This window comes from Microbacterium sp. LWH11-1.2 (assembly GCF_038397745.1).
Lineage (GTDB): Bacteria > Actinomycetota > Actinomycetes > Actinomycetales > Microbacteriaceae > Microbacterium.
Map to the genome: position 1 here is coordinate 119,953 of NZ_CP151636.1, position 22,436 is coordinate 142,388.

Genomic DNA, 22,436 nt, shown 5'->3' on the forward strand with positions numbered 1-22,436 from the left:
AGGGGCGTCGACATCGTCGCCGCCGACATCACGCGTTCACCCGCGTGCGGGGGTCGATGAGCCCGTAGAACAGATCGACGATGAGGTTGGCGACGAGCACAGCGAGGGTGATGAACAGGAACAGACCCTGCATCAGCGCATAGTCGTTGTTGGTGACGGCCGAGAGCAGCTTGGACCCGATCCCGGGGTAGGAGAACACCTGCTCGGTGACGATGGAGCCGGAGACCACGAAGCCGAGCGAGATCGCGAATCCGGCGATCGACGGCAGCACCGCGTTCCTCGCGGCGTACTGGCGCAGGATTCGTCCCGGGGTGAGGCCCTTCGCCTGCGCGGTGAGGATGTAGTCCTCCGAGAGTGTCGAGACCATCATGTTGCGCATGCCGAGCAGCCATCCCCCGACCGAGGCGATGACGATCGTCAGCGCGGGGAGGAACCCGTACTGGATCGCCGACCCGATGAACTCCCACGAGAACCCGGGGTCCAGGATCACGTCGTATCCGCCCTGCGCGGGGAAGAGCTTGAGCGTCGAGGCGAAGAAGTAGACCAGCAGCAGTGCCAGCCAGAAGTACGGCACGGCGGCCAGCAGGGTGGTCGCGGGGATCAGCGAGTCGAGCCAGGTTCCCGGCTTCCAGCCGACGATGGCTCCGAGCACCACCCCGATGACCGTGGCGAGCACGGTCGAGACTCCCACGAGCACGATCGTCCACGGCAGGGAGGTGTTGATCACCTCGATGACGGGCGTCGGGAAGTAGCTGACCGAGACGCCGAGATCGCCCCGGAAGATGTTGACGAGGTAGTTCCCGTACTGGACGAGGAGTGGCTCGGAGGAATCGCCACCGAGAAGGAGTTCATAGGCCTTGCGGGTGTCCGGGGTGACGATGCCGCCCCGTTGCTGCAGCTTGGCCAGCAGGATGTCGACGGGGTTCCCCGGCAGCAGACGCGGAATCAGGAAGTTGAGGGTCAGCGCCGCCCAGAGGGCGATGAGGTAGAACCCCAGCTTTCGGACGAAATAGTTCACGACGTCCTTCCCTGCACCCGCTCAGCCGGCTCGACGTTCTCCTTCTCGGTGGCGATCACGATCACTCCCCCGTCGGCTTCAGCGACTTGAAGATCTGCGCGTTGTCGGGCGATGCCCACACCGCCGGGAACGCGTAGAGGTCGTCCTGCGTCGGCCATCCGGTGAACTTGTCGGCGTTGAACTCGCTGGTCGTGCCACCCGTCAGGACGGGGATGTACGGCATCGCGGCGACGATCTTCTCCTGGATGATGTCGAACTGCACCTGCCGCGCCGCGGTGTCCTCCGGGTTCGTGGCCTTGAGCACCTCGAGCGCGGCATCCACCTCGGGGTCGCTGAACCGCGCGACGTTCTGCGGTGCGACCTCGCCGACCGGAGCGGTGAACGCGGTGTTGAAGTACTTGTCGTACAGGTAGTACGGGTCGGATGCGGCGCCCTGACCCAGCGAGTCGATCGCGAGCTGGTACGTGCCCTTGCCCTTCTTGTCGGTCCACTCGTTCCACGACGACTGCGAGACGCGGAGCTCGATGCCGGCGGCCTTGAGCTGCTGCGCCATGGTGTCGATCGCCGTGATGTAGTCGGTCCAGCCGGTCACGACCTCGACGGTGAGCGAGAGCTTCTCGCCGCCCTTCGCATAGATGCCGTCCGACCCCTTCGACCAGCCGGCGCCCTCGAGGATCCCGGCCGCCGTGTCGGGATCGGCGGCACCCGGCGCGACGGGCTCGGCGACAGCAGACGAGATCAGGTCCTTCTGCGTCGTGGTGAGCGCGAACGTCGGCGAGATCTCACTCGCCGTGTTCTGGAACGCGAGCGAGTTGATCTGGTCGCGGTTGAGGGCGGCGTAGACCGCCTGGCGCACGGCCGGATCGGTCTGCGGACCGGTGCAGCCGAGCTCGGCGCTCGAGCAGGTCAGCAGAGCGACCTGGTTCTGCGGGATCGTGATCGCGTCGTAGCCGGGGTAGGTCGTGGACACGTTCTCGATGTCCGGCACCGGACCCGTCTGCCAGTCGATGGTCCCCGCCTTGAGCGCGTCGACGCCGGCGGTGTTCCCGGACAGCGAGAGGTAGCGGATGCCCTTCACGGCGGGGGCGCCGTCCCAGTAGTCCTCGTTGGCGGTGAGCGTGAACGCCTGCGGCTTGAAGTTGTCGAGCGTGTAGGGGCCGGTTCCGACGGGCTTCTCCATCACGTCGGTGGTGGGGTCGATCCCCGACCAGATGTGCTCGGGCACGATCGGAGTGCGACCGAGCAGCGTCGGTCCGCTCACGAACGCCGGGTGGTCCCAGGTGAAGACGACGTGCGTGTCGTCTGTGGCCTCGACGGTTCCGTCGAACCCGCCGTTGTTCAGCGAGGGGGTGTCGAGCAGCAGCTGGAACGTGAACGCCACGTCGTCGGCGGTGAAGTCCTCACCGTCCGACCAGGTCACGCCCTCGCGGAGCGTGACCGAGAGCTGTGTGCCGTCCTCGCTCCAGGTGTACTCGGTGCCGAGCAGCGGGGTGTACGGGTCGGTGTTGACGTTCGTGACGAAGAACAGGGACTCGAAGATGGTGCCGATGCCGCCGATCTGCGACGGCGAGTAGGGGTTGAAGTTGATCTGGTAATCGCCGGCCTGCCCCGTGTACGCGATCAGGGTGTCCGCCGATCCGGAGGCGGAACCGCCGGATGCCGGGGCGCAGCCGGCGAGCAGCAGGGTGGTGGCGACGGCGGCCGAGGCTCCTGTCAGAGCCATCCGGATGCCGGCGCGTGGGCGCTTCGTGCTGAGGAACATCATCGTCCTTTCCCAGGCGCGCTCACCCGAGAGGTGTCCGCGCCGACTGTGTGAATGGAAGGGAATCTCCATCTACCGCCCTCATTGTTACGTAGGTAAACTAAGTCCGTCAAGCACTTCCAGGAATCGACCGGACGGATCCCGTCCTCAGAGGGCACCATGACTGATCTCGCACTTCCGGATGTCCGCGGCGAAGTGGCCGCGCATCCTGCACCCGCCCCGCGACTCGCGCATCTGCGCGGCGACGGGGTGTCACTCGTCATCGACTCGGCGACGGGTCCCGGCACGGCGGGTGCCCCGGCGTCCATGCCCCAGGTGCTCTACTGGGGAGCCGACCTCGGCGACCTCGACGATCTCGACCCCGAGGAGATCGTCGCCGCGATGAGTCGGCAGGTTGCCGCGGGCACGCTCGACGCCGCCTGGCAGGTGTCCCTGCTCCCCCTCGAAGGGGAGGGCTGGGGCGGGCGGCCGGGTTTGAGCGCCGGGATCGCAGGCGTCCCCGTCCACCCGCGCTGGGCGCGCGTGGACGGCGCGACCGATCCCGACGGCCGCCGGTTCTCGGCGACCGCGGAGGACGTCGTCAACGGACTGCGAGTGGACTCCGCCGTCGCCATCGAGGCGGGCGGCATCGTGACCGTGACGCACACCGTCACGCGAACGGGGGTAGGCGCCCCTGCGCTCACGATCGAATGGCTGGAAGCCACGCTGCCGGCTCCGAAGGCGGTCGATCACCTGACGACCTTCGCCGGCCGATGGACGCGCGAGAAGGTGCCCACGACCGGCACGATCCCCCGCGGCTCCACCACGCGGCAGACCCGGCGCGGGCGTGGCGGCCATGACGCTCCCACGCTCTCGATCGTCTCGATCGATCCTCCCCGCGATCGCAGCGGCGAGCTCTGGGCCGTCCACCTCGGCTGGAGCGCCGACTGCACCTACCGCAACGACCGGATGCCGGACTCCATCGATCTGCTCGGCGCCGGAGAGCTGCTGCGCACCGGCGAGATCACGCTCGGCCTCGGCGAGTCGTACACGACCCCCACGGCCTACTTCGCGTGGTCGGGGGCGGGCCTCGACGGTCTGTCCGAGCGGTTCCACCGGTTCGAACGCGCGCGCCCGAACCATCCGCGGTCGCCGCGGCCGCTCGTTCTGAACACCTGGGAGGCCGTGTACTTCGATCACGACCCCGCCTTCCTCCTGTCGCTCGCCGAGCTCGCCGCGACGGTCGGCGTCGAGCGGTTCGTGCTCGACGACGGCTGGTTCCTCGGCCGCCGCAGCGACATCAGAGGACTCGGCGACTGGTCCGTCGACCCTTCCGTCTGGCCCGACGGCCTGGGCCCGCTCGCCGACCGCGTGCACGCCCTGGGGATGGAGTTCGGCCTGTGGTTCGAGCCGGAGATGATCAATCTCGACTCCGAGCTCGCGCGTCGGCATCCCGAGTGGCTCCTGCATCCCGGCGATCACCTCCCGACTCCCGCGCACCTCTCGTGGCGCACGCAGTATGTGCTCGACATCGCGCGCGCAGACGCCTACGAGCATGTCCTCGGGCGCCTCGACGCTCTCGTGACCGAGCTCGGGATCGACTTCATCAAGTGGGACCACAATCGGGATCTCGTCGAGGCCGTCCACGACGGCCGACCGGGCACCCACCTCCAGACCCGCGCGGTGTATCGGATGATGGCGGAGCTCAAGTCCCGCCATCCGCGTCTCGAGATCGAGTCCTGCTCGTCCGGCGGCGCGCGCAGCGATCTGGGCATCCTCGAGGTCGCCGACCGGGTCTGGGCGAGTGACTCGAACGATCCGATCGAGCGGCAGGACATCCAGCGATGGACGCAGCTGCTGCTCGCCCCAGAGCTCGTCGGAGGTCACGTCGGCCCGACGACGGCGCACTCGACCGGGCGCACGACGCCCCTCTCGTTCCGACTGGCCACGAGCCTGATGGGCTCGGCGGGCTTCGAGTGGAACATCGCGGAGTGCACCCCCGAGGAGCGCGAGGTGATCACCCGGTGGGCCGCGCTCTACAAGGAGCTGCGCTCGGTGATCCACACCGGCACGGCCGTGCACGCCGACGTGCGCGACCCGGCCCTCCGCGTCGTCGGCGCGGTCTCGCCCGACCGCGCGGAGGCCGTCTTCACGATCGCGAGCGTCGCGACGCTCGAGGACTCGCTCCCGGAGCGGATCCGACTGCACGGCCTGGAGGAGCACGCGACCTACGACGTGCGCGTGCGGGACGAGATCGGCGCCTCCCGGCACGGCTTCGCGACGCCTGCCTGGCTGTCGAGCGGCGCCGTCACTCTGACGGGCGCGTTCCTCGGCACGGTCGGTCTGCAGATCCCGCCGCTCTGGCCGGCGCAGGCGATCATCCTCCACCTCACGCGCCGCTGATGCACGTGGGGGGGCGAGCGCCGAGGTCGATCCGTCGTCCTGATCGACCTCGGCGCCGCTACCGGCTGCCGATCTGGCGCCGCACCTCGTCGAGGGCGCGCATCACCGCGACGGAATCGTCGAGGGAGTGCAGCGGAGACTGCATTCTGCCCTCGGCGATGTACGAGGCGACGGCCGAAGCCTGCCATGCCAGCCCGTCTCGCCTGACCAGGCCGCTCTCGTCGCGCCAGCGGCGCTCGTCGCCGCCCCGGACGATGCGAAGCGCGGCGGGGAACACGAAGCTCGTGTCGAAGTGGACGCTCCCCGATGACCCGTGGATCGCTGCGAGCCCTGGCGTCGTCACCGTGCTGGACGCGCTGACCGCCGCGTGCACTCCCTCCGCGTTCTCGAGGAGGACCACCGCTTCGGTCTCGACGCCGGTGGGGGCCAGCGTGCCGCGCGCCACGACCGAGTTCGCCGCGCCGAGTACCGAGTGCGCGAACCAGAGGCTGTAGACCCCGGCATCGAGCATCACCCCTCCGCCGACCGCCGGATCGAAGTTGCGATCCGCGGGGTCGTACCGCCAACGCCAGCCGAGGTGCGCGGTGACCAGCCGCACGTCGCCGAGCTCCCCTTCCGCCAGGAGTCGGGCGATGAGCTGCGACTGCGGCAGGTACCGCGACCACATCGCCTCCATCGCGAAGACGCCGGCGGAACGGGCCGCGTCCGCGATCTCCGCCGCTTGCGCGGCGTCGAGAGCGAGGGGCTTCTCGATGAGGACATGCTTGCCCGCAGCGATCGCCGCGAGCGCCAGCGGATGGTGCTGCGCATGCGGCGCCGCGATGTAGACGACATCCACGTCGGGGTCCTGCAGAAGAGCCTCATGGCCCTCGTACGGACGCGGGATGCCGTGCCGCACGGCGAACGCGCGGGAGCGATCGGCGGATCGCGACGCGACAGCGAGCACACGCTGATCGGTGTGCCGGTGCAGCGCGCTCACCCAGTCCTCGGCGATCCCCCCGGGTCCGAGCACGCCCCAGCGGGCGACGGGTCCGCCCCGCAGGGGGGTGACGGTCGTCGTCGGAAGGCTTCTCGCCCGCGCGCCCCTCTCAACCGACCTGATCGTCGAGAACGCTGCGGCCGCGGTGCAGGGAGTTGGCGTGCCGCAGCACGTCCGCCGCCAGCAGGCCCGAGCGATCGAGCCCGGACCCGGTCGTCACCCGGAACACCGCTCGCTCCCCCGCGAGCAGGGTCACCATGCCCCGATCCACGCGCGCACCGATGTCGAAGCGATCCACGAGCAGCGTGATGTCGCGGGCGTAGGAGCGCGCGGTGACGACGACGGTCGCCGCGCCGGTCTCGGCATCCGCTTCTCCGATCTCCGCGACGAGCGGGTCCGGGTCGAGCGCCTGGTCCAGGATCTCGACCGGATTGTGGATCGCCGTCGCGAAGCCGTCCAGCCGTGCGGTGAGGATCTCGCGGGAGCTGTCGCCGAAGGCGGCGAGCTCCGTCGGGATCGCCACCGTCGACTCTCCCCGGGCGGGGACGGATGCCGACGCTGAGGACTCCGCGAGCACCGTGCCGTCGAAGAGCGTCCGCTGCAGACGGATGTCGCCGTTCCACGGCTCGTCGGAGTCGTTGAGCACCACGAGCGCCAGACCCTCGTCACGGGGCTGGAACGTCGCGAGCCGCGGCTCGTAGACGTCGCGCAGTGTGTACCAGAGCGGCTTCCGGTGCTCGGCGAAGTCGACAGCCGCCCACGAGACGACCGGCCAGTTGTCGTTGAGCTGCCAGACGATCGCGCCGGTGTTGCGGGGCGACAGCGAGCGGAAGTGCTCGATGCCGAACCGCACGGCGGCGGCCTGATTGAGCTGCGTCGCCCAGTGCCACTCCTCGATCGAACGGGGCTCGGGCAGGTGCCCCTGCATGCCGCGCTCGAGCTTCAGGTTGCCGTCGTTCGCCTTCTGATGCACGAGCATCTGCGCGCCGTAGGGTTCGAGGGGCTCATCGTGCACGACATCCACCAGCGTCGACCAGGCGGGAGGACCCTGGAAGCCGAACTCCGAGACGAACCGAGGGCGGTAGTGCCGGTACACGGAGTAGTCGACGGTGTTCCACACGTCCCAGATGTGCATCGTGCCGTGAGCGTCGTCATTGGGATGGAGGGCTTCGTCGAAGGAGTACGGGCTCGCGGGCGAGTAGAAGCGGCTCGGGTCGAGCTCGGCGACGAGTCCCGGGAGGAGCGAGAGGTAGTAGCCGAGCCCCCAGGTGCGGCCCTCGAGCCTCTCCTGCCAGCCCCAGTCGTGGTAGCCCCAGATGTTCTCGTTGTTCCCGTTCCAGATGACCAGAGAGGGGTGCGGGCTGAGTCGCGTGATCGCCTCGCGCACCTCCGCCTCGACCTCGACGGCGAGCCACTCCTCCTCCGCGTACGCGGCGCAGGCGAAGAGGAAGTCCTGCCACACCAGGATGCCGGCCTCGTCGCAGGCCGCGTAGAAGTCGTCGGACTCGTAGATTCCGCCGCCCCAGACGCGGAGGAGGTTCATGTTCGCCTCCGAGGCGTCGCGCACCCTGCGGCGATAGCGGTCGGCGTCGATCTCGGTGAGGAAGGCATGATCGGGGATCCAGTTCGCCCCGCGCACCTGGATGACCTCGCCGTTCACGCGCAGCACGAAGGGGGAGCCGTCGGCGTCGGGCGCCGTGTCGACGTGCACGCTGCGGAATCCGATCCGCGACAACCAGTGCGCGACCGGGGCGGACGAGTGTGCCACCTGGACGTCGACGTCGTGGAGCGGCTGGTCGCCATGCCCGATCGGCCACCACAGCGGGACATCGGGAACGTCGAGCTGCAGCCGGATCTCGGAGGTTCCCGGCTCGACGTGCTGGGTGGCGGAGACCCCGGCGACGGATGCCGAGACCTCCCAGCCGGCCTCCGCTGAGCCGTCAGCCCATTCGAGCGCGACGCGCGCGTCCAGTCTCCCGTCGACACCGTCGGCGCGGTGCGAGAGATCGACCAGGGGCCGAACCGACGCGATGCGCACGCCCGACCAGCTGTCGAGGCCGATCGCCTTCCAGATGCCGCTGGTGGCGACGTCGATGCCCCAGTCCCAGCCGAAGTTGGATGCCGTCTTCCGCAGAGCGTTGTACGGGTGGTGGTTGGCGTGCGGCCGGGGGCCGTGGGCCGCGCTGCGCGCCTCGGCTTCGGCGACCGGCGAGGCGAAGGTGATCGCAAGCGTGTTCTCGCCGTCGATGAGGAGCGGGCGCACATCGAAGCGATAGCTGCGGTGCTGATTCTCGGTGCGGCCGACCAGCGAGCCGTTGAGCTCGATGGTGGCGACCGTATCGAGACCGTGAGCCACGAGGTCGTGGCGATGCGACCCGTCGTCGTGCCAGTCGAATCGGGTCTCATAGCGCCAGGCGGTGCTCCCGATCCACTGCTGCTCCGCCTCGTTGTCTCCGTCGAAGGGCGGGGCGATGACGCCGGCCGCGAGGAGGTCGGTATGCACGCAGCCGGGAACCGTGGCAGGGATCGAGATGCCGAGGACGGCGTCGGGAACAGGCCCCTCCACAGCCGAGAGGGTCCAGTCTTCGTGGAGGGTACGGAATGCCATGAGCGTCCTTGCGTCGGGGGCCGAATCGGGAGGGGTGGTGCGCCTGCTACTTTATTACAGAGCGTAACAAAGTCGTTAGTGTCCCCGAGGGATATGATCCGGGTGTCGATGAGCGAAAGCAGGACAGGTGGACGACGAACGAGGCGGTTCGGCATTCGATGCCTGGCCCTACCTGACCGGCGTGGAACGCGGCGCGCTCCGGGAGCTGCTCATCCACGGCGCACTCCCCCGAGCCGAGATCGCACGTCGGATCAATGTGTCCAGAGCCAGTCTGACGCGCGCCTCTCGTGTCCTCATGGAGCACTCGCTCGTGGCCGAGGACGAGATCGCGCTGCGTGGGGCGATGGGACGGCCGAGCGAGATGCTCGTCGTCCGCGAGGACACCCACCACCTCCTCGGCATCAAGCTCACGGGTGATTCGGTCTTCGCGGTCGTGACCGACCTGCGCGCACGCAGCGTCGCCGAGGTCGAGGAGCGCCTCGTCTCGACCTCCGTGGAAGACACCGTCGACCAGATCGTCCGCATCCATGAGCGCTTCTCCCGAACCTTCCGTGATATCCGCGCGGCCGGAGTCTGCCTCGCCGGCGATCTCGCTCAGATCGACGGGCGGCAGATCGTCGTGGCCTCGTTCTTCCTCCGCTGGCACGACGTGCCGCTGGCCGAGCTCCTCCAGCAGCGGCTCGGCATCCCGGTCACGGCCGACAACGACGTCCGAGCGCTCACCGCCGCGGAGCACTGGTTCGGCGCCGGAGCGGGCTGTGACTCCCTGGCACTGGTCACCGTCGGCGCAGGCATCGGATTCGGACTGGTCATCGAAGGACGCGTCGTCACCGGGCACAACGGCCGTGCGGGACAGCTCGACCACCTCATCGTCGACTCGAACGGCCCGCCCTGCGGACTCGGCCACCGCGGCTGTGCGAGCGCCTATCTTCCGAGCGCGAGCATCGTGACGGCGATCGGCGTCGAGGGCCTCGACTACCCCGGTGCGGTCGAGCTCGCCAGAGCAGGCGACCCGGCGGCCAGGCGCGCATTCGAGGATGCCGCGCGCGCCCTCGGTGTGATGATCGGGACGATCATCAACGGTCTCGACCCGGAGAAGATCGTCCTCACCGGCGACGGCCTCGCCGTGATGGAGATCGCGGGCGGCGAGGTGATGCGGTCGATCGAGGCCGTGCGGCTCCCGAGCGAACAGCCGGTCCCCCTCGACGTGCAGCCCTTCGAGTTCACGGAGTGGGCGCGCGCCGGCGCCGTCGTCGCCCTCAGGAGTCTGCTGCGGTTCTAGGGCGCTGCTCACGGTCGATCCATCGACTCGTCCTACTTCAGCGCGCCGTTGAGGAGACCGGCCACGTAGTACTTCTGCAGCACCAGATAGACGATCACGCAGGGGATGACGGTGATGGCGACGCCCGTCTGCATGAGGCCGAAGTCGAGTTGGAAGTTCGCATCGGCCGACAGGATGCCGATGCTGACGGGGAGCGTGTAGAGCTTCTGATCCGTGATGAGGATGAGGGCCGCGAAGAACTCGTTCCATGCACCGAAGAAGGAAAGGAGCGCGGTCGAGACGACGCCGGGCAGAGCGACGGGGAGCATGACCCGCCACATCGCGCTGAACGCCGTGGCGCCGTCGATCTGCGCCGCTTCTTCGAGCGATGACGGGATCGCCGCGAAAGAGTTCCGCATCAGGAAGATGCCGAGCGGCAGGTTGAACGTCGCGATCACCAGGGCGACCCCCACGAGGTTGTTCTGCAGACCGATGTCGCGCAGCACGAGGTAGAGCGGGGTGATGATCGCCTGGAACGGGATCATGAACGTCACGAGCGTCACGAAGAACGCGATCGTGCTGCCACGGTACGGCAGCTTGGCGAACGCGTACCCCGCACAGGTGCTGACGACGACCGCCACACCCGTGGCCAGTAGAGCCACGAGGGCCGAGTTGCCGGCGCTCTGCCAGACGCTCAGGCCAGGGCTCGAGTCGAAGATCTGAGCCAGGTCGTCGGGCCCGACCTGCGACAGCATCACACCGATCGGGTAGAGGAACAGCACCGCGAGGCAGATGCTGACGACCCACCACGCGAACCGAGGAAGCAGGCGCTGTCGCTGACGGGGGCGCTGCGTGGCACGGGGCAGCACGACGAGGGTCGTGGAGGAGAGTGTGGCGGTCATGAGTTGTCCGAGTTCCGAAGAAGCAGCATCTGCACGGCGCTGACGACGCCGAGCGCGAGCATGAGCAGGATGGAGAGGGCGGAGGCGTAGCCGACATCGAACTTCACGAAGCCCGAGCGGTAGATCTCGAAGACCGCCGTGATCGTCGATCCGGCAGGCCCACCGGTGGTCATGATGTAGAACTGGTCGAACGCGAGCAGGGACCCGGCGACGGAGAACACCAGCACCAGCGCGAGCGTCGGACGCAGCAGCGGCACCGTGATGTGCCAGAAGCTCTGCCACGGACCCGCCCCGTCGATGCGGGCGGCCTCGTTGACGTCTTCCGGCACTCCCTGGATCCCGGCGAGCACGAGGAGCATCTGCAGCCCGACAACCTTCCAGGTCACCATCGCGACGACGATGGCGAAGGCGGAGCCGAACTCGGCGAAGAAGTTGCGGGTGGGGTCGATGAGCCCGAGGTCGCCGAGCAGGACCGTCGTCGGTCCGATGTCGGACTGCCACATGAACAGCCAGATGTAGCTCCCGGAGGCGAGCCCGATCACGACCGGTAGGAAGTAGATGGTCTGGAAGAAGCGATGCGCTCGCGTCCCGCCGCGCACGAGGAAGGCGAGGAGGAAGGCCAGGACGATGAGGATCGGCGTCGTGACGACGGTGTAGAGCAGCGTGAAGCCGGCGGCGCGGAGGAAGCCGGCATCCTGGAACGCCTTGACGTAGTTCTCCACTCCGGTGAACTCGGGAACGCCGAGCAGAGGCCAGTCGTGCAAGGACATCACGACGGTGCGGATGAGCGGCCAGACGAAGAAGAGGGCGAGGAGGACGAAAGCCGGAAGGCTGAGCACGAGGCCGAGCCGACCGCGGCGTCGGGCGATCCGGTCCGTGCGGATGCGCGTCGGTGGGGCGGCTTGCGGGAGTGCAGTCATGTGTCTCTCCGGAAAGGCCGGGGCGGCCGACAGCGGCCGCCCCGGCGAAGGGGTGTCAGCTGTTGGCGTCGTCGAGGAGAGCCTGCGCGGCCTCCTGGGCTTTCGCCTGAGCATCGGCGACGCTGCCAGGACCGAACACGGACTCCTGGATCATGGTCGACCAGACGCCATTCGGGTCGTTGATGATCTCGTTCTCGATCACGCTGTACGGAACGCGCCCGACTTCGAGGGCATCCGCGAACACCTGGAACCGCGGGTCCTGCGAGATGTAGAGGTCTTCCAGCAGATCGAGGCGCGTCGGCATCACACCGTTCTCCGCGATGATCGCCTGAGCATCCTCACCGGTCGCCCACTCCAAGAACTCCCAGGCGCCCTCGGCGTTCTTCGCGCCCGCGGGGATGGCGAGGTTGTCACCGCCCGCGAACGAGCCGATGTCCCCTTTTTCGACACCCGGGATCGGCGCGACGCCCCAATCGAAGTCGGCCTCTTCTTCGAGCGAGCTGAGGAAGAACGTGCCCCAGTTGTAGATGCCGACCTTGCCCTGATTGAAGGCGTCGCCGGCGTTGGATCCACCGTCGGACTGCAGGAGCGCTGGCATGGCGCCCGCGTCCCACATGTCACGGTAGAGCTCGAGGGTCGAGGTGACCTCGGAGCTGTCGAACTTGGCGTCGGCACCGTCCGCGGAGAGCACATCGCCGTCCTGCGCCCACACGTACGGCCCCATCGAGAAGATGTTGCATCCGCCACAGGCGCCCGAGAAGGCGAATCCGTAGTTGCCGTCGCCCGTCGCGGTGATGGCTTCGGCCGCAGCCTGCACCTCGGCCATGGTCGTGGGCGGCGCTTCGGGGTCGAGGCCGGCGGCGGCGAAGAGGTCCTTGTTGTAGAACATCGCCGAGACGTCGGCCGTGAACGGCACCGAGTAAACGCCGTCCTCGTAGACGCCCTGCGCGACGTGGCCGGGACTCATGTCGTCCTTGTACTCGAGCCCGTTCCACTGCTCGCTGATGTCGCTGAGCGCGCCGACGGATGCGAAGTAGGGCACGTACACGAGGTCGATCGACGCGATGTCAGGCGCGTCGCCACCGGCGGCGGCGGTGCCGAACTTCTGCACGTAGTCGCCCGAGGTGATCAGGGTGATCTCCACCTGGGTGTCGTGGCTCTCGTTGAACGCGTCGGCGAGCTGCTGCATGAATCGGGACTGCGAGTCACGCACCCACATGGTGACGGTGCCGCCGCCGTCGGATCCTCCTGTCGCCGATGTCGAGCACCCGGTCAGGCCGATGCCGATGGCCGACACGGCGGCCAAGGCGATGAAAGGCTTGATGTGACGCCTCATTGCGTGGTTCCTCTCTCTGTGGTGAAGGGTGGCCGTCGAACGGCCGCGTGGGAAGTGTCAGACCGTCGGCACCCACACACGCATGGCTCCGGGGGCGCGGTTCGCCCACCGGAAGTAGGGGATGGCTCGGACGTCGCCGAGTTCGGTCGTGGACGCCGACGCTTCCGCCGAGTAGAGGTCGCGGTCCACAGCTCGGCGGCGACCTCCGGAGATCGTCAGCGCGGGAGCGCGGAGGGCGGCGTCGTATCCGGCCTCTTCCGCGACGGGCTGAGCGGGGATGACGACGTCCTCGAGCCGGACACCGTCGGCGAGATCCGCCTCCTCGATGCAGTACAGCACCGGTCCGCGGCGCAGCGCCAGCGCTCCCCGCGCACCGTCGACCCAAGGATGCGCCCGCTCGAACACGGGCTCGACGGGCAGGTTCAACGCGATCGCTCGCACTCCCGCGGGCACGTTCGCGTAGCCGGCTTCGACCGATGTGGTCGGCTCCCCGTCGACGGAGATCGTCGCACTCTGCGCCCACGCGGGGATGCGCAGCTGCGTGGTGCGGACGGTGGGTACGTCGAAGGCGATCTCGATGCTCGCGTCCCACGGGAAGGACGTCGAGACCTGGGCCGTGACCCCGTCGCCGATCTCGTAGCGTCCGGCCGCGTAGAGGTGGAACTGCACGGCGTCATCGGATTCCGTGAGCAGGTAGGCGCTGATGGAGGAGAGCAGACGCGCCAGGTTGGGCGGGCAGCAGGCGCAGAAGTACCAGTCGAGGCGGGTCGACGGGGCATCCTCCTCGTGCGTATGCCCGCTGCGCAGCTGCAGGGGATTGGAGTAGAAGTAGGACTTCCCGTCGATCGCGGTCGATACCGCGATGGCGTTGTAGAGACCGCGCTCCATCTCGTCCGCGTACTTCGTGTCGCCGTCCAGCAGCAGCATCCGCCAGTTCCACTGGAGGTTCGCGATGGCCGCGCACGTCTCCGAATAGGCGCGGTCGGCGGGCAGTTCGTACGGGTCTCCGAACGACTCCCCACGGTGGCGCGAGCCCAGGCCGCCCGTGACGTACATCTTGTGCGCATGCACGCTGGTCCAGAGCGCATACAGCGCCGGCCGATACCCGGCATCCGCGTCATCGAGCTCGACATCCGTCGCCCCAGCGAGCAGATACAGCTGACGGACCGCGTGTCCCGTCGCCTCACGGGACTCCTTGACCGGCGTGTAGTCCTGGTAGTACGCGCCGCCGAACTGACCCTCGCCTATGGTGCGGTATCCCCGCAGGTCGAGCATCCGCTTCGCCAGCTCACGGTGACGCGGGTCGCCGGTGAGCCGGGAGAGCTCGACGAGCGCCGTCTCGATCTCGGGGTGCCCGTCGATGTCGTTGCGCCCACCCGCACCGAAGGTCTCGTGCACGAGTTCGACATAGCGGAGGGCGATCTCGAGGAGATCGGTCCGGCCGGCGTGCGCCCACGCGACGGCCGCCTGGACGAGGTGGCCGAGCTTGTACATCTCGTGCCCCTGCGACAGATCGGTGAACCGCTCCCCCGCATGCGGGCCCTGGTAATAGCTGTCGAGGTAGCCGTCGTCTTCCTGCACCGCTGCGAGGAGTCGGACGGACTCATCGACGAACGGGAGGAACTCGGTCACCTCACCGCGGGTCGCCTCCCAGCCGATCGCCTCGAGCGCCTTGTACAGGTCGGAATCCGCGAAAAGAGGGCCGCGGAAGGATGCGTCGCTCTCCCCCACCAGACGGCGCAGGTTGTCGAGCACGCCGGTCGACTCGAGACGCTCGATCACGTGCGGGATTGTCCCGTCGCGGTTCACACGCTGCCAGTCCCCGAGGAAGCCCTCGTCCAGCTGCACGCGGCGCAGATCGACGGGGCGAAGGGCGGTTGCCCGCGCCGGAGCTGCGGGGGTGACGGGCGAGTCAGAGACGCGGACCATGGTTCTCCTCGTTGAGCGGATGGAGTGCGATAGTACACCGGTGCACTAAGAGGGATAGTACACCGATGTACTAGACTCGCAACAGCGCTACGCAGGAAAGTGGGATCCATGAGCAGCTCACCGACGATGGCAGATGTCGCCCGCCTCGCCGGCGTATCGAAGAAGACCGTCTCCAACTACTTCAACGGCTACCGCTATCTGCGGGACGAGACGAAGACACGGATCGCCGACGCCGTGCAGCAGCTCAACTACAAGGTGAACATCTCGGCTCGGAACCTCAGCTCGGGGCGCACCGGCGCCATCGGTCTCGCCATCCCCGAACTCGCCCATCCGTATTTCTCCGAGTTCGCCCAGGCGGTGGTCGCCGCCGCTCAGCGACGGAGTGTGAACGTCCTGGTCGAGGTCACGGGCGGAGACCGCGAGCACGAGCTCGACGTGCTCAGCGGCGGCAATGGGCGAGCCGTGGACGGCATCATCTTCGGCCCCCTCGCCCTGGGAGCCGACGACATCGCCGCTGCGACCGTCGACGTGCCGATCGTGCTCATCGGCGACCGTGCCGACTCCCGCCGGTTCGATTTCGTGACCGTGGACAACGAGCGAGGTGCGTACGATGCGACCTCGCACCTGATCGCCTCGGGAAGACGACGGATCGTCGGCCTGGGCGGCGAGGAGAGCGAGGCCCCGGCCGCGGCGTCCTTGCGCTCCCAGGGCTTTCGCGCCGCCCTCCGCGAGCACGGCATCAGCATGGACGCCGACCTGCTCACCGGACCGATTCCGTGGACGCGCGCATCCGGAGCCGCCGCGGTTCAGGGGCTGCTCGACGCCGGAGTCGAGTTCGACGCCGTCTTCGGACTGAACGACGCACTTGCCCTGGGCGCATTGAGCGCGTTGCTCACGAGAGGAATCGCCGTACCCGCCGAGGTCGCGGTGATCGGCTTCGACAACGTCGAGGAGGCGCAGTTCGCGAGTCCCGCACTCACGACCGTCGACTCGGGATTGAACTGGGTCGCCGAACGCGCCGTCGAGCTCCTGCTCTCACGCATCTCCGGAGAGATCAGCGGCCCGACGTCCGAGATCGCCGACCACCGCGTCGTCGTGCGTGCGACGGCCTGATCGCGGGTCGGTCTGCCGGCGTCGACACGGCCCGGTCAGCCCTCGATCCGGAAGTCGTCCGGGACGGGGACATCGGAGTGGCGCGCGGTGCGCGCGTCGCGTTCCAGACCGGAGCGCTGCGTGAGGACGCCGTAGAGCTCCGGGCGGCGGCCCAGGAGCCACCGGCGACCGGTCGACAGCGGAAGGAGATCCATGTCGAGGTCGGCGGTCACCACCGCTTCGTCGGCGACGGGCGTCTCGGCGACGATCCGCCCGTACGGGTCGAGGATCATCGCGTTCCCCGTGCGGATCTCGTCGTCGTCAGGGCCGATGCCGTTGCTGAAGAGCAGGAAGATCCCGTTGTCGTGTGCGCGGGCAGGGAGCCAGCGCAGGAGCCAGCCTCGCCCGTTCGGACCGTCGACCGCCTCCCGCAGAGCCTCGGGGTTCTCGAACCGGTCGCGCCAGAGCTCGGACGGAATCACCTTCATGCCGTGCGGGCTGCGCGAGCTCGTGCCGCCGGTCTGGTGGGGAGCGATGAGCACCGTTGCTCCGAGCAGCGCGACCGCTCGCACGTTCTCGACGAGGTTGTTGTCCCAGCAGATCAGGATCGCCATGCGCACGCCCCAGGGCGTGTCGAACACCGTGTAGTCGCTGCCGCTCGAGATCGCCTCGTGCTCGAAGGCGTGGAGCTTGCGATGGATGTGTACGGTGCCGTCGGGGAAGCAGACGGCGTAGGAGTTGAACAGCTCGTCGCCGTCGGACTCCAGGAAGCCCGCCCCGATGCCCACGCCGAGGTCAGCGGCGATCTCCTTCAGGGCCCGGACCAGCGGCCCATCAGCCGGCTCTGCGAGTTCACGCAGGCGCTCGGTGGTCGACGTGGTGAGGTGCCAATACGCCACCAGGCACATCTCCGGGAACACGACCAGGCGCGATCCGTCCTCGGCCGCAGACATGGCGAGGCGCCGCACCGTCGCGAGGTTGCCGGCCTTGTCCGCCGGAGCGGCTTCGAACTGCACCACGGACACGCGGAGGTCGGCTGCGGATGCGGTCATCGGGTCTCTTCCCTTCGTCGAGGACTGCTTCCACTCAACTCGATTCATTGCATGACATCCAATGAATTCTCACTAATCAAATATATCCTCTGGGAATGGATATCCGATTGCTGCGCGCGTTCGTCGAGGCCGCCGATCGGCAGACCTTCAGCGAAGCCGCGACAGCACTCTCCATCACCCAACCCGCGTTCACCAAGCAGATCCAGCAGCTCGAATCCCTGGTGGGAACACCCCTGTTCCACCGCGGGCGTCACGGCGCCGTGCTCACCGCCGCGGGCGCAGAACTTGTGGGCGAGGCCCGCGCGATCGTCGACCTCGCCACTCGTTTCGAGGCACGGGCGAAGCGCGTCGGCGACGGAGAAGAGGGTCATCTCACCATCGGCTTCGGGCTCTCCAGCATCGGGGTCGCACCCCGGGCGGTCGCGGCCTTCCGCGTGAGCTCCCCCGGGGTCTCCGTGCGCTTGGAGGACATGTCGTCATCGGCTCAGGTCGACGGTGTACGACGTGAGGAGCTGGATATCGGGTTCACCCGTCTTCCGGTTCCGCGCGACCTCCGGGCCGTCTCCGTCCTCTCGGATCATCTGGCGATCGCTCATCCCGCCCACTGGGTGCCTCCCGCAGACGACACGGCGCTTCCGCACTGGCTCGACGAGCATCCGCTCGTCCGGCTGTCCGTCGGCCGCGGCCCGGGACTCGCTGCGCAGGCCGCCCGCTATGTCGCGGATGTCGGAGCCCAGCCGACCATCGTCCAAGAGGCCGACGACCTCCAGACGGTCCTCGCGCTGGTCGCCGCAGGAATCGGCATCGGGATCGTGCCGGAGAGCGCGCGCAACATCGCGCCCCGGCACGTGGGCATGCGGCGCCTGCGCGGGGCGAGCGCCTCCTGGAAGGTCGGAGTGGTCTGGAACCCGCGGAACGAGACGCCGGTCGTCCGCTCGTTCCTCGACGCTCTCGCGACGCTGCCCCCCGTCGAGGCCTGACGCGGTCGGACGACGACCTCGGCGCTCCGCTCGCCTCGCAGCGTCACGGCGACGAGAGCCTGATCCGTGAGCTCCTCCGGGTGGTGCGTCTTACCCCTTTTCGTTTTCTCGATTATCGATTATTGTCGGATCTCACGCATGGTCCGCAGCTGCCCGCGCAGCGCGTGCCGAACTCACCGAGGAGAAACGACGCAATGAAGCGCATGCCCATCGCCCTCTGCACCGCCTTCCTTCTGGCCGTCGGCCTCGCCCTGGCACCCGCAGGCGCGCAACCCGCATCTGCGGCCGGTCCCTTCGAGGTCTACGTCTCCCCCGACGGCGATGACTCCGCCGCCGGCACGGAGGATGCGCCGCTCAAGTCACTCGAGGCCGCGCGCGACGCGCTTCGAGTCGAGCGTGCGGCGAACGGCCTCGACGAAGGCGCGACCGTCTACCTCCGCGGCGGCTCGTATCCACGCTCCGAGTCGTTCGAACTCACCGCGGAGGACTCGGGGACCGCTGATGCCCCGATCACGTACCGCTCCTACCCGGGCGAGACCGCGCGTCTGACAGGGGGCGTCGAGCTCGACAAGAACGCCTTCGTGCCCGTGGACGATCCCGCGGTGCTCGACCGGATCATCGACGACTCCGCCCACAGCCGCGTCCTCCAGCTCGACCTCGGAGCGCTCGGCATCACGGATTACGGCCAGGTCAGCCGCCACGGATACTGGAAGGCCAACGACGTCAGCGAGACGCCGCCCATGGAGCTCTACGTCGGCGGAGAGGGCCAGACGCTCGCGCGCTGGCCCAACACGGACACCGTGCAGATGGGCGAGATCCTCGATGCCGGCCCGGTGCAGGGCGACGCGGACCTCCAGGAGCGCGGCGGCACCTTCACGTACACCTACGACCGCCCGCAGTATTGGACGGAAGCCGAGGACATCTGGCTCGACGGGATCTTCGGATACAGCTGGGAGTGGTCGTACAACCGCATCGAATCGATCGACACCGAAGCCAAGACGATCAGCCTCGCCTACGGCGAGATGTCGGGCCTCATGAAGACGTGGTTCGAGGACTTCCATTTCGCGGAGAACCTCCTCGAAGAGCTGGATGCCCCCGGCGAGTACTACATCGACCGCGATGCCGGCATCCTCTATCACCTGCCGAACGCCGCGTTCTCGACCACGGACGCCGAAGCCACGGTCACGATGCTCGACGAGCCGATGATCTGGACCGATGAGACATCGCACGTGCGCTTCGACGAGCTCGTCCTCGAATACGGACGCGCGACGGCAGCCGTCATCCTCGGCGGAGCCGATGTGCAGATCACGAACAGCGACATCCAGAACTTCGCCGACGGCGGCGTGCTGTTCAACACCCCGGGTCGCTACACCTACGACGAGATCCCGGTGAACCGAGGCGGCGTCGATCACGCGATCGTGTCATCCGAGCTGCGCCACATCGGCGGAGTGGCCGCCGTGCTCCAGGGCGGCGATGCCGAGACGCTGACGCCCGGCAACATCCGGGTGGAGAACTCGCACATCCACGACTTCGCCTACTACCACAAGGCCTACAACCCGGCGCTGATGTTCGTCGGGGTCGGCAACATCGGGCGCGGGAACGAGATCCACGATGCGCCTCACCCCGGGATCATCGTGCACGGCAACAATCATCTGATCGAGTACAACGAGATCTACGATATATGCAAGCTGTTCCAGGATCTCGGCGCGATCTACATGAACGCCGGCGCCACTCCCCAGCAGCGCGGCACGGTCATCTCGAGGAACTACTTCCATGACACCGGAATCGGCCGCCTGGGAGTGGAGGGCATCTATCCCGACAACCTCACCCGCGATCTCCTCATCGAGGAGAACGTGTTCTACCGGATGGGCAACGACGCGATCAAGAACGGCTCGGGCGACTACATCACCGCCAGGAACAACGTCTTCGTCGACACGCACATCCCCTACAACAACTACGAGATGTGGATGGGGGACGAACCGGGCAACAAGGTCGACACCGACTACATGCCGGGATGGATCGAGCTGTTCGAGGAGAACAACGGATTCGTCGACACTCCGTACGCCGCGCAGCACCCCGAGCTGCTGACGTTCTTCGAGGAGGACCATCACTTCCCCGCGCACAACGTCTTCGAGCGCAACGTCACCTGGAACCCGACGATGCCTCGCAGCGGTGATGTCAACGCGCATGGCGCCCGTGATGTCGTGGAGCTCATGAGCTACGCGGACAACTGGGTGACCGACTCCGATCCCGGTTTCGTGGACTGGCAGGGGGAGGACTTCCGGCTCGCCGAGGATGCAGCCGTCTTCGACGCGGTGCCCGGCTTCGCCGCCATCCCGTTCGAGCAGATCGGCCTGCAGGGTTCGGTCGGTGTCAGCGACGGCATCGACTCCATCCCGCTCCAGTCGATCCACCTCCCCGCCGATGAGGCGGCCGTGCCCCTCGGCCAATCCCTGTCCCTCGCGGCCGAGGCGGTGCCGTGGAATGCGGACGACACCTCGGTGACCTACACGAGCAGCGACCCGGCGGTGGCGTCCATCGATGCCGGTGGCGTGCTCACCGCTCTCGCTCCCGGCTCGGTGACGGTCACGGCGACCTCGGTCGCCGACCCCGGCCTCACCGATCAGATGGTCGTGGTCGTGCTCGACGGAGACGGCGTGCTGCACTTCACCGACTTCGAATCCGGCGGCAACGGGTGGCCGGTCGACGGCAACCTCACGCTCGTCGAGGACGAGAGCGGCGACCACTGGTACCGCGTGCGCGGAGGGGCGAACGGACAGCTGGATCGTCAGTTCGGCGAATACGTGCTCCAGTTCCAGATGCGCACCCCGGAGGAGCTCACCGAGGGCGGGCAGATGCTGATCTACGACCGCAGCGGAGCGACCACCGCGGGATACGTGCGCTATCAGCACCTCGCCGCCGGTTCGGAGTGGATCATCTTCGACGGCGCGTGGGGAACGGTCGAATCCGTCGTGCTGCCTGCGGGCGAGGGCCTCGCTCCCGACACCGTCTACGACATCGAGCTGGTGGTGACGGCATCCGGGATCCGAGTCAGCGTCGATGGCGAACTCGTGATCGACGGCGAGAACCCGGCGCCCGAGGTACGCGGGAAGGTCGGGTTCTACGTGCAGGATCTCGCACACGTCGAGTTCGACGACGTGCGCCTGTCGCTCGTTCCCGTGGAAGTGACGGGCCTGACCCTCTCGCACGAGTCGGTCGGGCTGGCGGCGGGCGAGCGCCTCACCCTCACCGCGTCCGTCACCCCGCCGGATGCGCGTGCCGATGTCACCTGGACGAGCGCCGACCCGGCCATCGCCTCGGTGGCGGAGGACGGGACCGTCGCCGGCGTCGCCGCCGGAGAAGTGGTGATCACGGCGACCTCCGTGGTGAACCCCTCGGTCACGGCTGCCGCGACCGTGTCCGTCACCGATCCGGAGTACGCCGTGATCGATCTCGGCGATCGACTCACCGATGCGGAGGGATGGCCGGCGTCGGAGGCCGTCTCGGTGGGCGACGCGGGCGTCTCGGTGACCGCCGAGGGTGTGGTCGGCTACGCGGCGGAGACGTTCGGCGACGGGCTCCTCAGGTTCGATGCCACCGTCGACGCCTTCGAGGACGGCTGGTTCGGTTTCGCGGTGCGCTCCGACCGTCCCGGCGATCCCCCGTGGGTCGACGGGAACAAGGGATACCTGGTCGTCATCAAGGAGGACGTCATCGAGTTCCAGAGCTGGAAGCCGGGCCAGACGATGATCGACGTCATCCCGAACTCGACGATCTCGGCCGGCACGCCCCACACCATCGAGTTCGGCGTCGTCGCCGCCGGAGCCGAGGCCACCGCCGGTTCCCGGCTGGTGCTGCGCGTCGACGGCGTCACGGTGTGGAGCCGGGTCGATGCGGACGCGGCGAACACGATCGCCTCGGAGGGCTACCTGAACGTCTTCCATTACGTCGAGGGCAACGGGCTGCTGCTCGCCCCGACGGTGGGCTCGTCGGAACCCGGAGAGCCCGGAGAGCCGGGCGGCCCGAGCGGGCCCGGGAACCCGACCGGGCCTTCCGCATCCGGCGGCGGTCTCGCGCTCACGGGCGGCTCTGTCGGCTGGGCCGCCGGAGCGCTCGCGGCGGTGCTGCTCATCCTGGGCACGGCGTTCGTCCTGCGTCGACGGTCGCGCGTCTGATCCGACGGAAGGGGCGGTCGCATCGGCGACCGCCCCTTCC

The 22,436-nt window shown here is 68.1% G+C and carries 14 protein-coding genes; 5 read left to right on the forward strand and 9 right to left on the reverse strand.

All coding sequences use genetic code 11. The annotated features are described in order from the left end of the window. Positions 1–28 precede the first annotated feature (28 nt). On the reverse strand, positions 29–1,018 hold the full coding sequence (locus tag MRBLWH11_RS00625) for an ABC transporter permease (protein ID WP_116634281.1): 990 nt from the start codon (positions 1,016–1,018) through the stop codon (positions 29–31). 61 nt (positions 1,019–1,079) lie between these two features. Further along, positions 1,080–2,783 carry an ABC transporter substrate-binding protein gene (locus MRBLWH11_RS00630; RefSeq protein ID WP_243408824.1) on the reverse strand — a complete coding sequence of 568 codons (1,704 nt, stop codon included), beginning with the start codon at positions 2,781–2,783 and terminating at the stop codon, positions 1,080–1,082. A 156-nt stretch (positions 2,784–2,939) separates the two neighbouring features. Between MRBLWH11_RS00630 and MRBLWH11_RS00635 the strand changes: the two genes are divergently transcribed. Further along, on the forward strand, positions 2,940–5,162 hold the full coding sequence (locus MRBLWH11_RS00635; RefSeq protein WP_341946330.1) for an alpha-galactosidase: 2,223 nt from the start codon (positions 2,940–2,942) through the stop codon (positions 5,160–5,162). A 58-nt stretch (positions 5,163–5,220) separates the two neighbouring features. Here the strand turns inward: MRBLWH11_RS00635 and MRBLWH11_RS00640 are convergent, their stop codons facing one another. Together MRBLWH11_RS00640 and MRBLWH11_RS00645 are read right to left on the reverse strand one after the other, a co-directional pair. Further along, positions 5,221–6,174, reverse strand: a complete 954-nt coding sequence (locus MRBLWH11_RS00640; protein WP_341946331.1) for a Gfo/Idh/MocA family oxidoreductase — start codon at positions 6,172–6,174, stop codon at positions 5,221–5,223. A 76-nt stretch (positions 6,175–6,250) separates the two neighbouring features. After that, positions 6,251–8,749, reverse strand: coding sequence for a glycoside hydrolase family 2 protein (locus MRBLWH11_RS00645; RefSeq protein ID WP_341946332.1), 2,499 nt, complete (start codon positions 8,747–8,749; stop codon positions 6,251–6,253). A 127-nt stretch (positions 8,750–8,876) separates the two neighbouring features. Here MRBLWH11_RS00645 and MRBLWH11_RS00650 point away from each other — a divergent pair, with 127 nt between their 5' ends. Beyond that, positions 8,877–10,031 carry an ROK family transcriptional regulator gene (locus MRBLWH11_RS00650; RefSeq protein ID WP_116634276.1) on the forward strand — a complete coding sequence of 385 codons (1,155 nt, stop codon included), beginning with the start codon at positions 8,877–8,879 and terminating at the stop codon, positions 10,029–10,031. Between the two features lie 32 nt (positions 10,032–10,063). Here MRBLWH11_RS00650 and MRBLWH11_RS00655 read toward each other — a convergent pair whose 3' ends face one another. From MRBLWH11_RS00655 to MRBLWH11_RS00670, 4 genes are read right to left on the reverse strand one after another with little or no spacing between them, the layout of a single operon-like run. Further along, complete coding sequence (locus MRBLWH11_RS00655; protein ID WP_341946333.1) at positions 10,064–10,912, reverse strand: carbohydrate ABC transporter permease; 849 nt, start codon at positions 10,910–10,912, stop codon at positions 10,064–10,066. Continuing rightward, positions 10,909–11,832 carry a sugar ABC transporter permease gene (locus tag MRBLWH11_RS00660; protein ID WP_341946334.1) on the reverse strand — a complete coding sequence of 308 codons (924 nt, stop codon included), beginning with the start codon at positions 11,830–11,832 and terminating at the stop codon, positions 10,909–10,911. Before MRBLWH11_RS00660 ends, MRBLWH11_RS00655 begins: the two co-directional genes overlap by 4 nt. A 55-nt stretch (positions 11,833–11,887) precedes the next feature. Beyond that, positions 11,888–13,168, reverse strand: coding sequence for a sugar ABC transporter substrate-binding protein (locus tag MRBLWH11_RS00665; RefSeq protein ID WP_341946335.1), 1,281 nt, complete (start codon positions 13,166–13,168; stop codon positions 11,888–11,890). 57 nt (positions 13,169–13,225) lie between these two features. Beyond that, positions 13,226–15,097, reverse strand: a complete 1,872-nt coding sequence (locus MRBLWH11_RS00670; protein ID WP_341946336.1) for a beta-L-arabinofuranosidase domain-containing protein — start codon at positions 15,095–15,097, stop codon at positions 13,226–13,228. A gap of 108 nt (positions 15,098–15,205) precedes the next feature. On the opposite strand from MRBLWH11_RS00670, the gene MRBLWH11_RS00675 reads away from it, so the two are divergent. Beyond that, complete coding sequence (locus MRBLWH11_RS00675) at positions 15,206–16,210, forward strand: LacI family DNA-binding transcriptional regulator (RefSeq protein WP_341946337.1); 1,005 nt, start codon at positions 15,206–15,208, stop codon at positions 16,208–16,210. Positions 16,211–16,245: 35 nt separating this feature from the next. On the opposite strand, the gene MRBLWH11_RS00680 is transcribed toward MRBLWH11_RS00675, so the two are convergent. Further along, positions 16,246–17,241, reverse strand: a complete 996-nt coding sequence (locus MRBLWH11_RS00680; protein WP_341946338.1) for a nitrilase family protein — start codon at positions 17,239–17,241, stop codon at positions 16,246–16,248. Between the two features lie 95 nt (positions 17,242–17,336). Here MRBLWH11_RS00680 and MRBLWH11_RS00685 point away from each other — a divergent pair, with 95 nt between their 5' ends. Both MRBLWH11_RS00685 and MRBLWH11_RS00690 read left to right on the forward strand, forming a co-directional pair. Further along, a complete protein-coding gene (locus MRBLWH11_RS00685) occupies positions 17,337–18,221 on the forward strand; it encodes a LysR family transcriptional regulator (protein ID WP_341946339.1) in 885 nt (294 codons plus the stop codon). Positions 18,222–18,415: 194 nt separating this feature from the next. Further along, the gene (locus MRBLWH11_RS00690; protein ID WP_341946340.1) at positions 18,416–22,396 is read left to right on the forward strand and encodes an Ig-like domain-containing protein; all 3,981 of its coding nucleotides are present in this window, start codon (positions 18,416–18,418) and stop codon (positions 22,394–22,396) included. The last annotated feature ends 40 nt before the right edge of the window (positions 22,397–22,436 follow it).

Bases quoted from the DNA above. Each gene is read 5' to 3' on its own strand.
- MRBLWH11_RS00630 (WP_243408824.1), bottom strand. From the start codon at position 2,783: ATGATGTTCCTCAGCACGAAGCGCCCACGCGCCGGCATCCGGATGGCT.
- MRBLWH11_RS00635 (WP_341946330.1), top strand. From the start codon at position 2,940: ATGACTGATCTCGCACTTCCGGATGTCCGCGGCGAAGTGGCCGCGCAT.
- MRBLWH11_RS00645 (WP_341946332.1), bottom strand. From the start codon at position 8,749: ATGGCATTCCGTACCCTCCACGAAGACTGGACCCTCTCGGCTGTGGAG.
- MRBLWH11_RS00655 (WP_341946333.1), bottom strand. From the start codon at position 10,912: ATGACCGCCACACTCTCCTCCACGACCCTCGTCGTGCTGCCCCGTGCC.
- MRBLWH11_RS00660 (WP_341946334.1), bottom strand. From the start codon at position 11,832: ATGACTGCACTCCCGCAAGCCGCCCCACCGACGCGCATCCGCACGGAC.
- MRBLWH11_RS00665 (WP_341946335.1), bottom strand. From the start codon at position 13,168: ATGAGGCGTCACATCAAGCCTTTCATCGCCTTGGCCGCCGTGTCGGCC.
- MRBLWH11_RS00670 (WP_341946336.1), bottom strand. From the start codon at position 15,097: ATGGTCCGCGTCTCTGACTCGCCCGTCACCCCCGCAGCTCCGGCGCGG.
- MRBLWH11_RS00675 (WP_341946337.1), top strand. From the start codon at position 15,206: ATGAGCAGCTCACCGACGATGGCAGATGTCGCCCGCCTCGCCGGCGTA.
- MRBLWH11_RS00680 (WP_341946338.1), bottom strand. From the start codon at position 17,241: ATGACCGCATCCGCAGCCGACCTCCGCGTGTCCGTGGTGCAGTTCGAA.
- MRBLWH11_RS00685 (WP_341946339.1), top strand. From the start codon at position 17,337: ATGGATATCCGATTGCTGCGCGCGTTCGTCGAGGCCGCCGATCGGCAG.
- MRBLWH11_RS00690 (WP_341946340.1), top strand. From the start codon at position 18,416: ATGAAGCGCATGCCCATCGCCCTCTGCACCGCCTTCCTTCTGGCCGTC.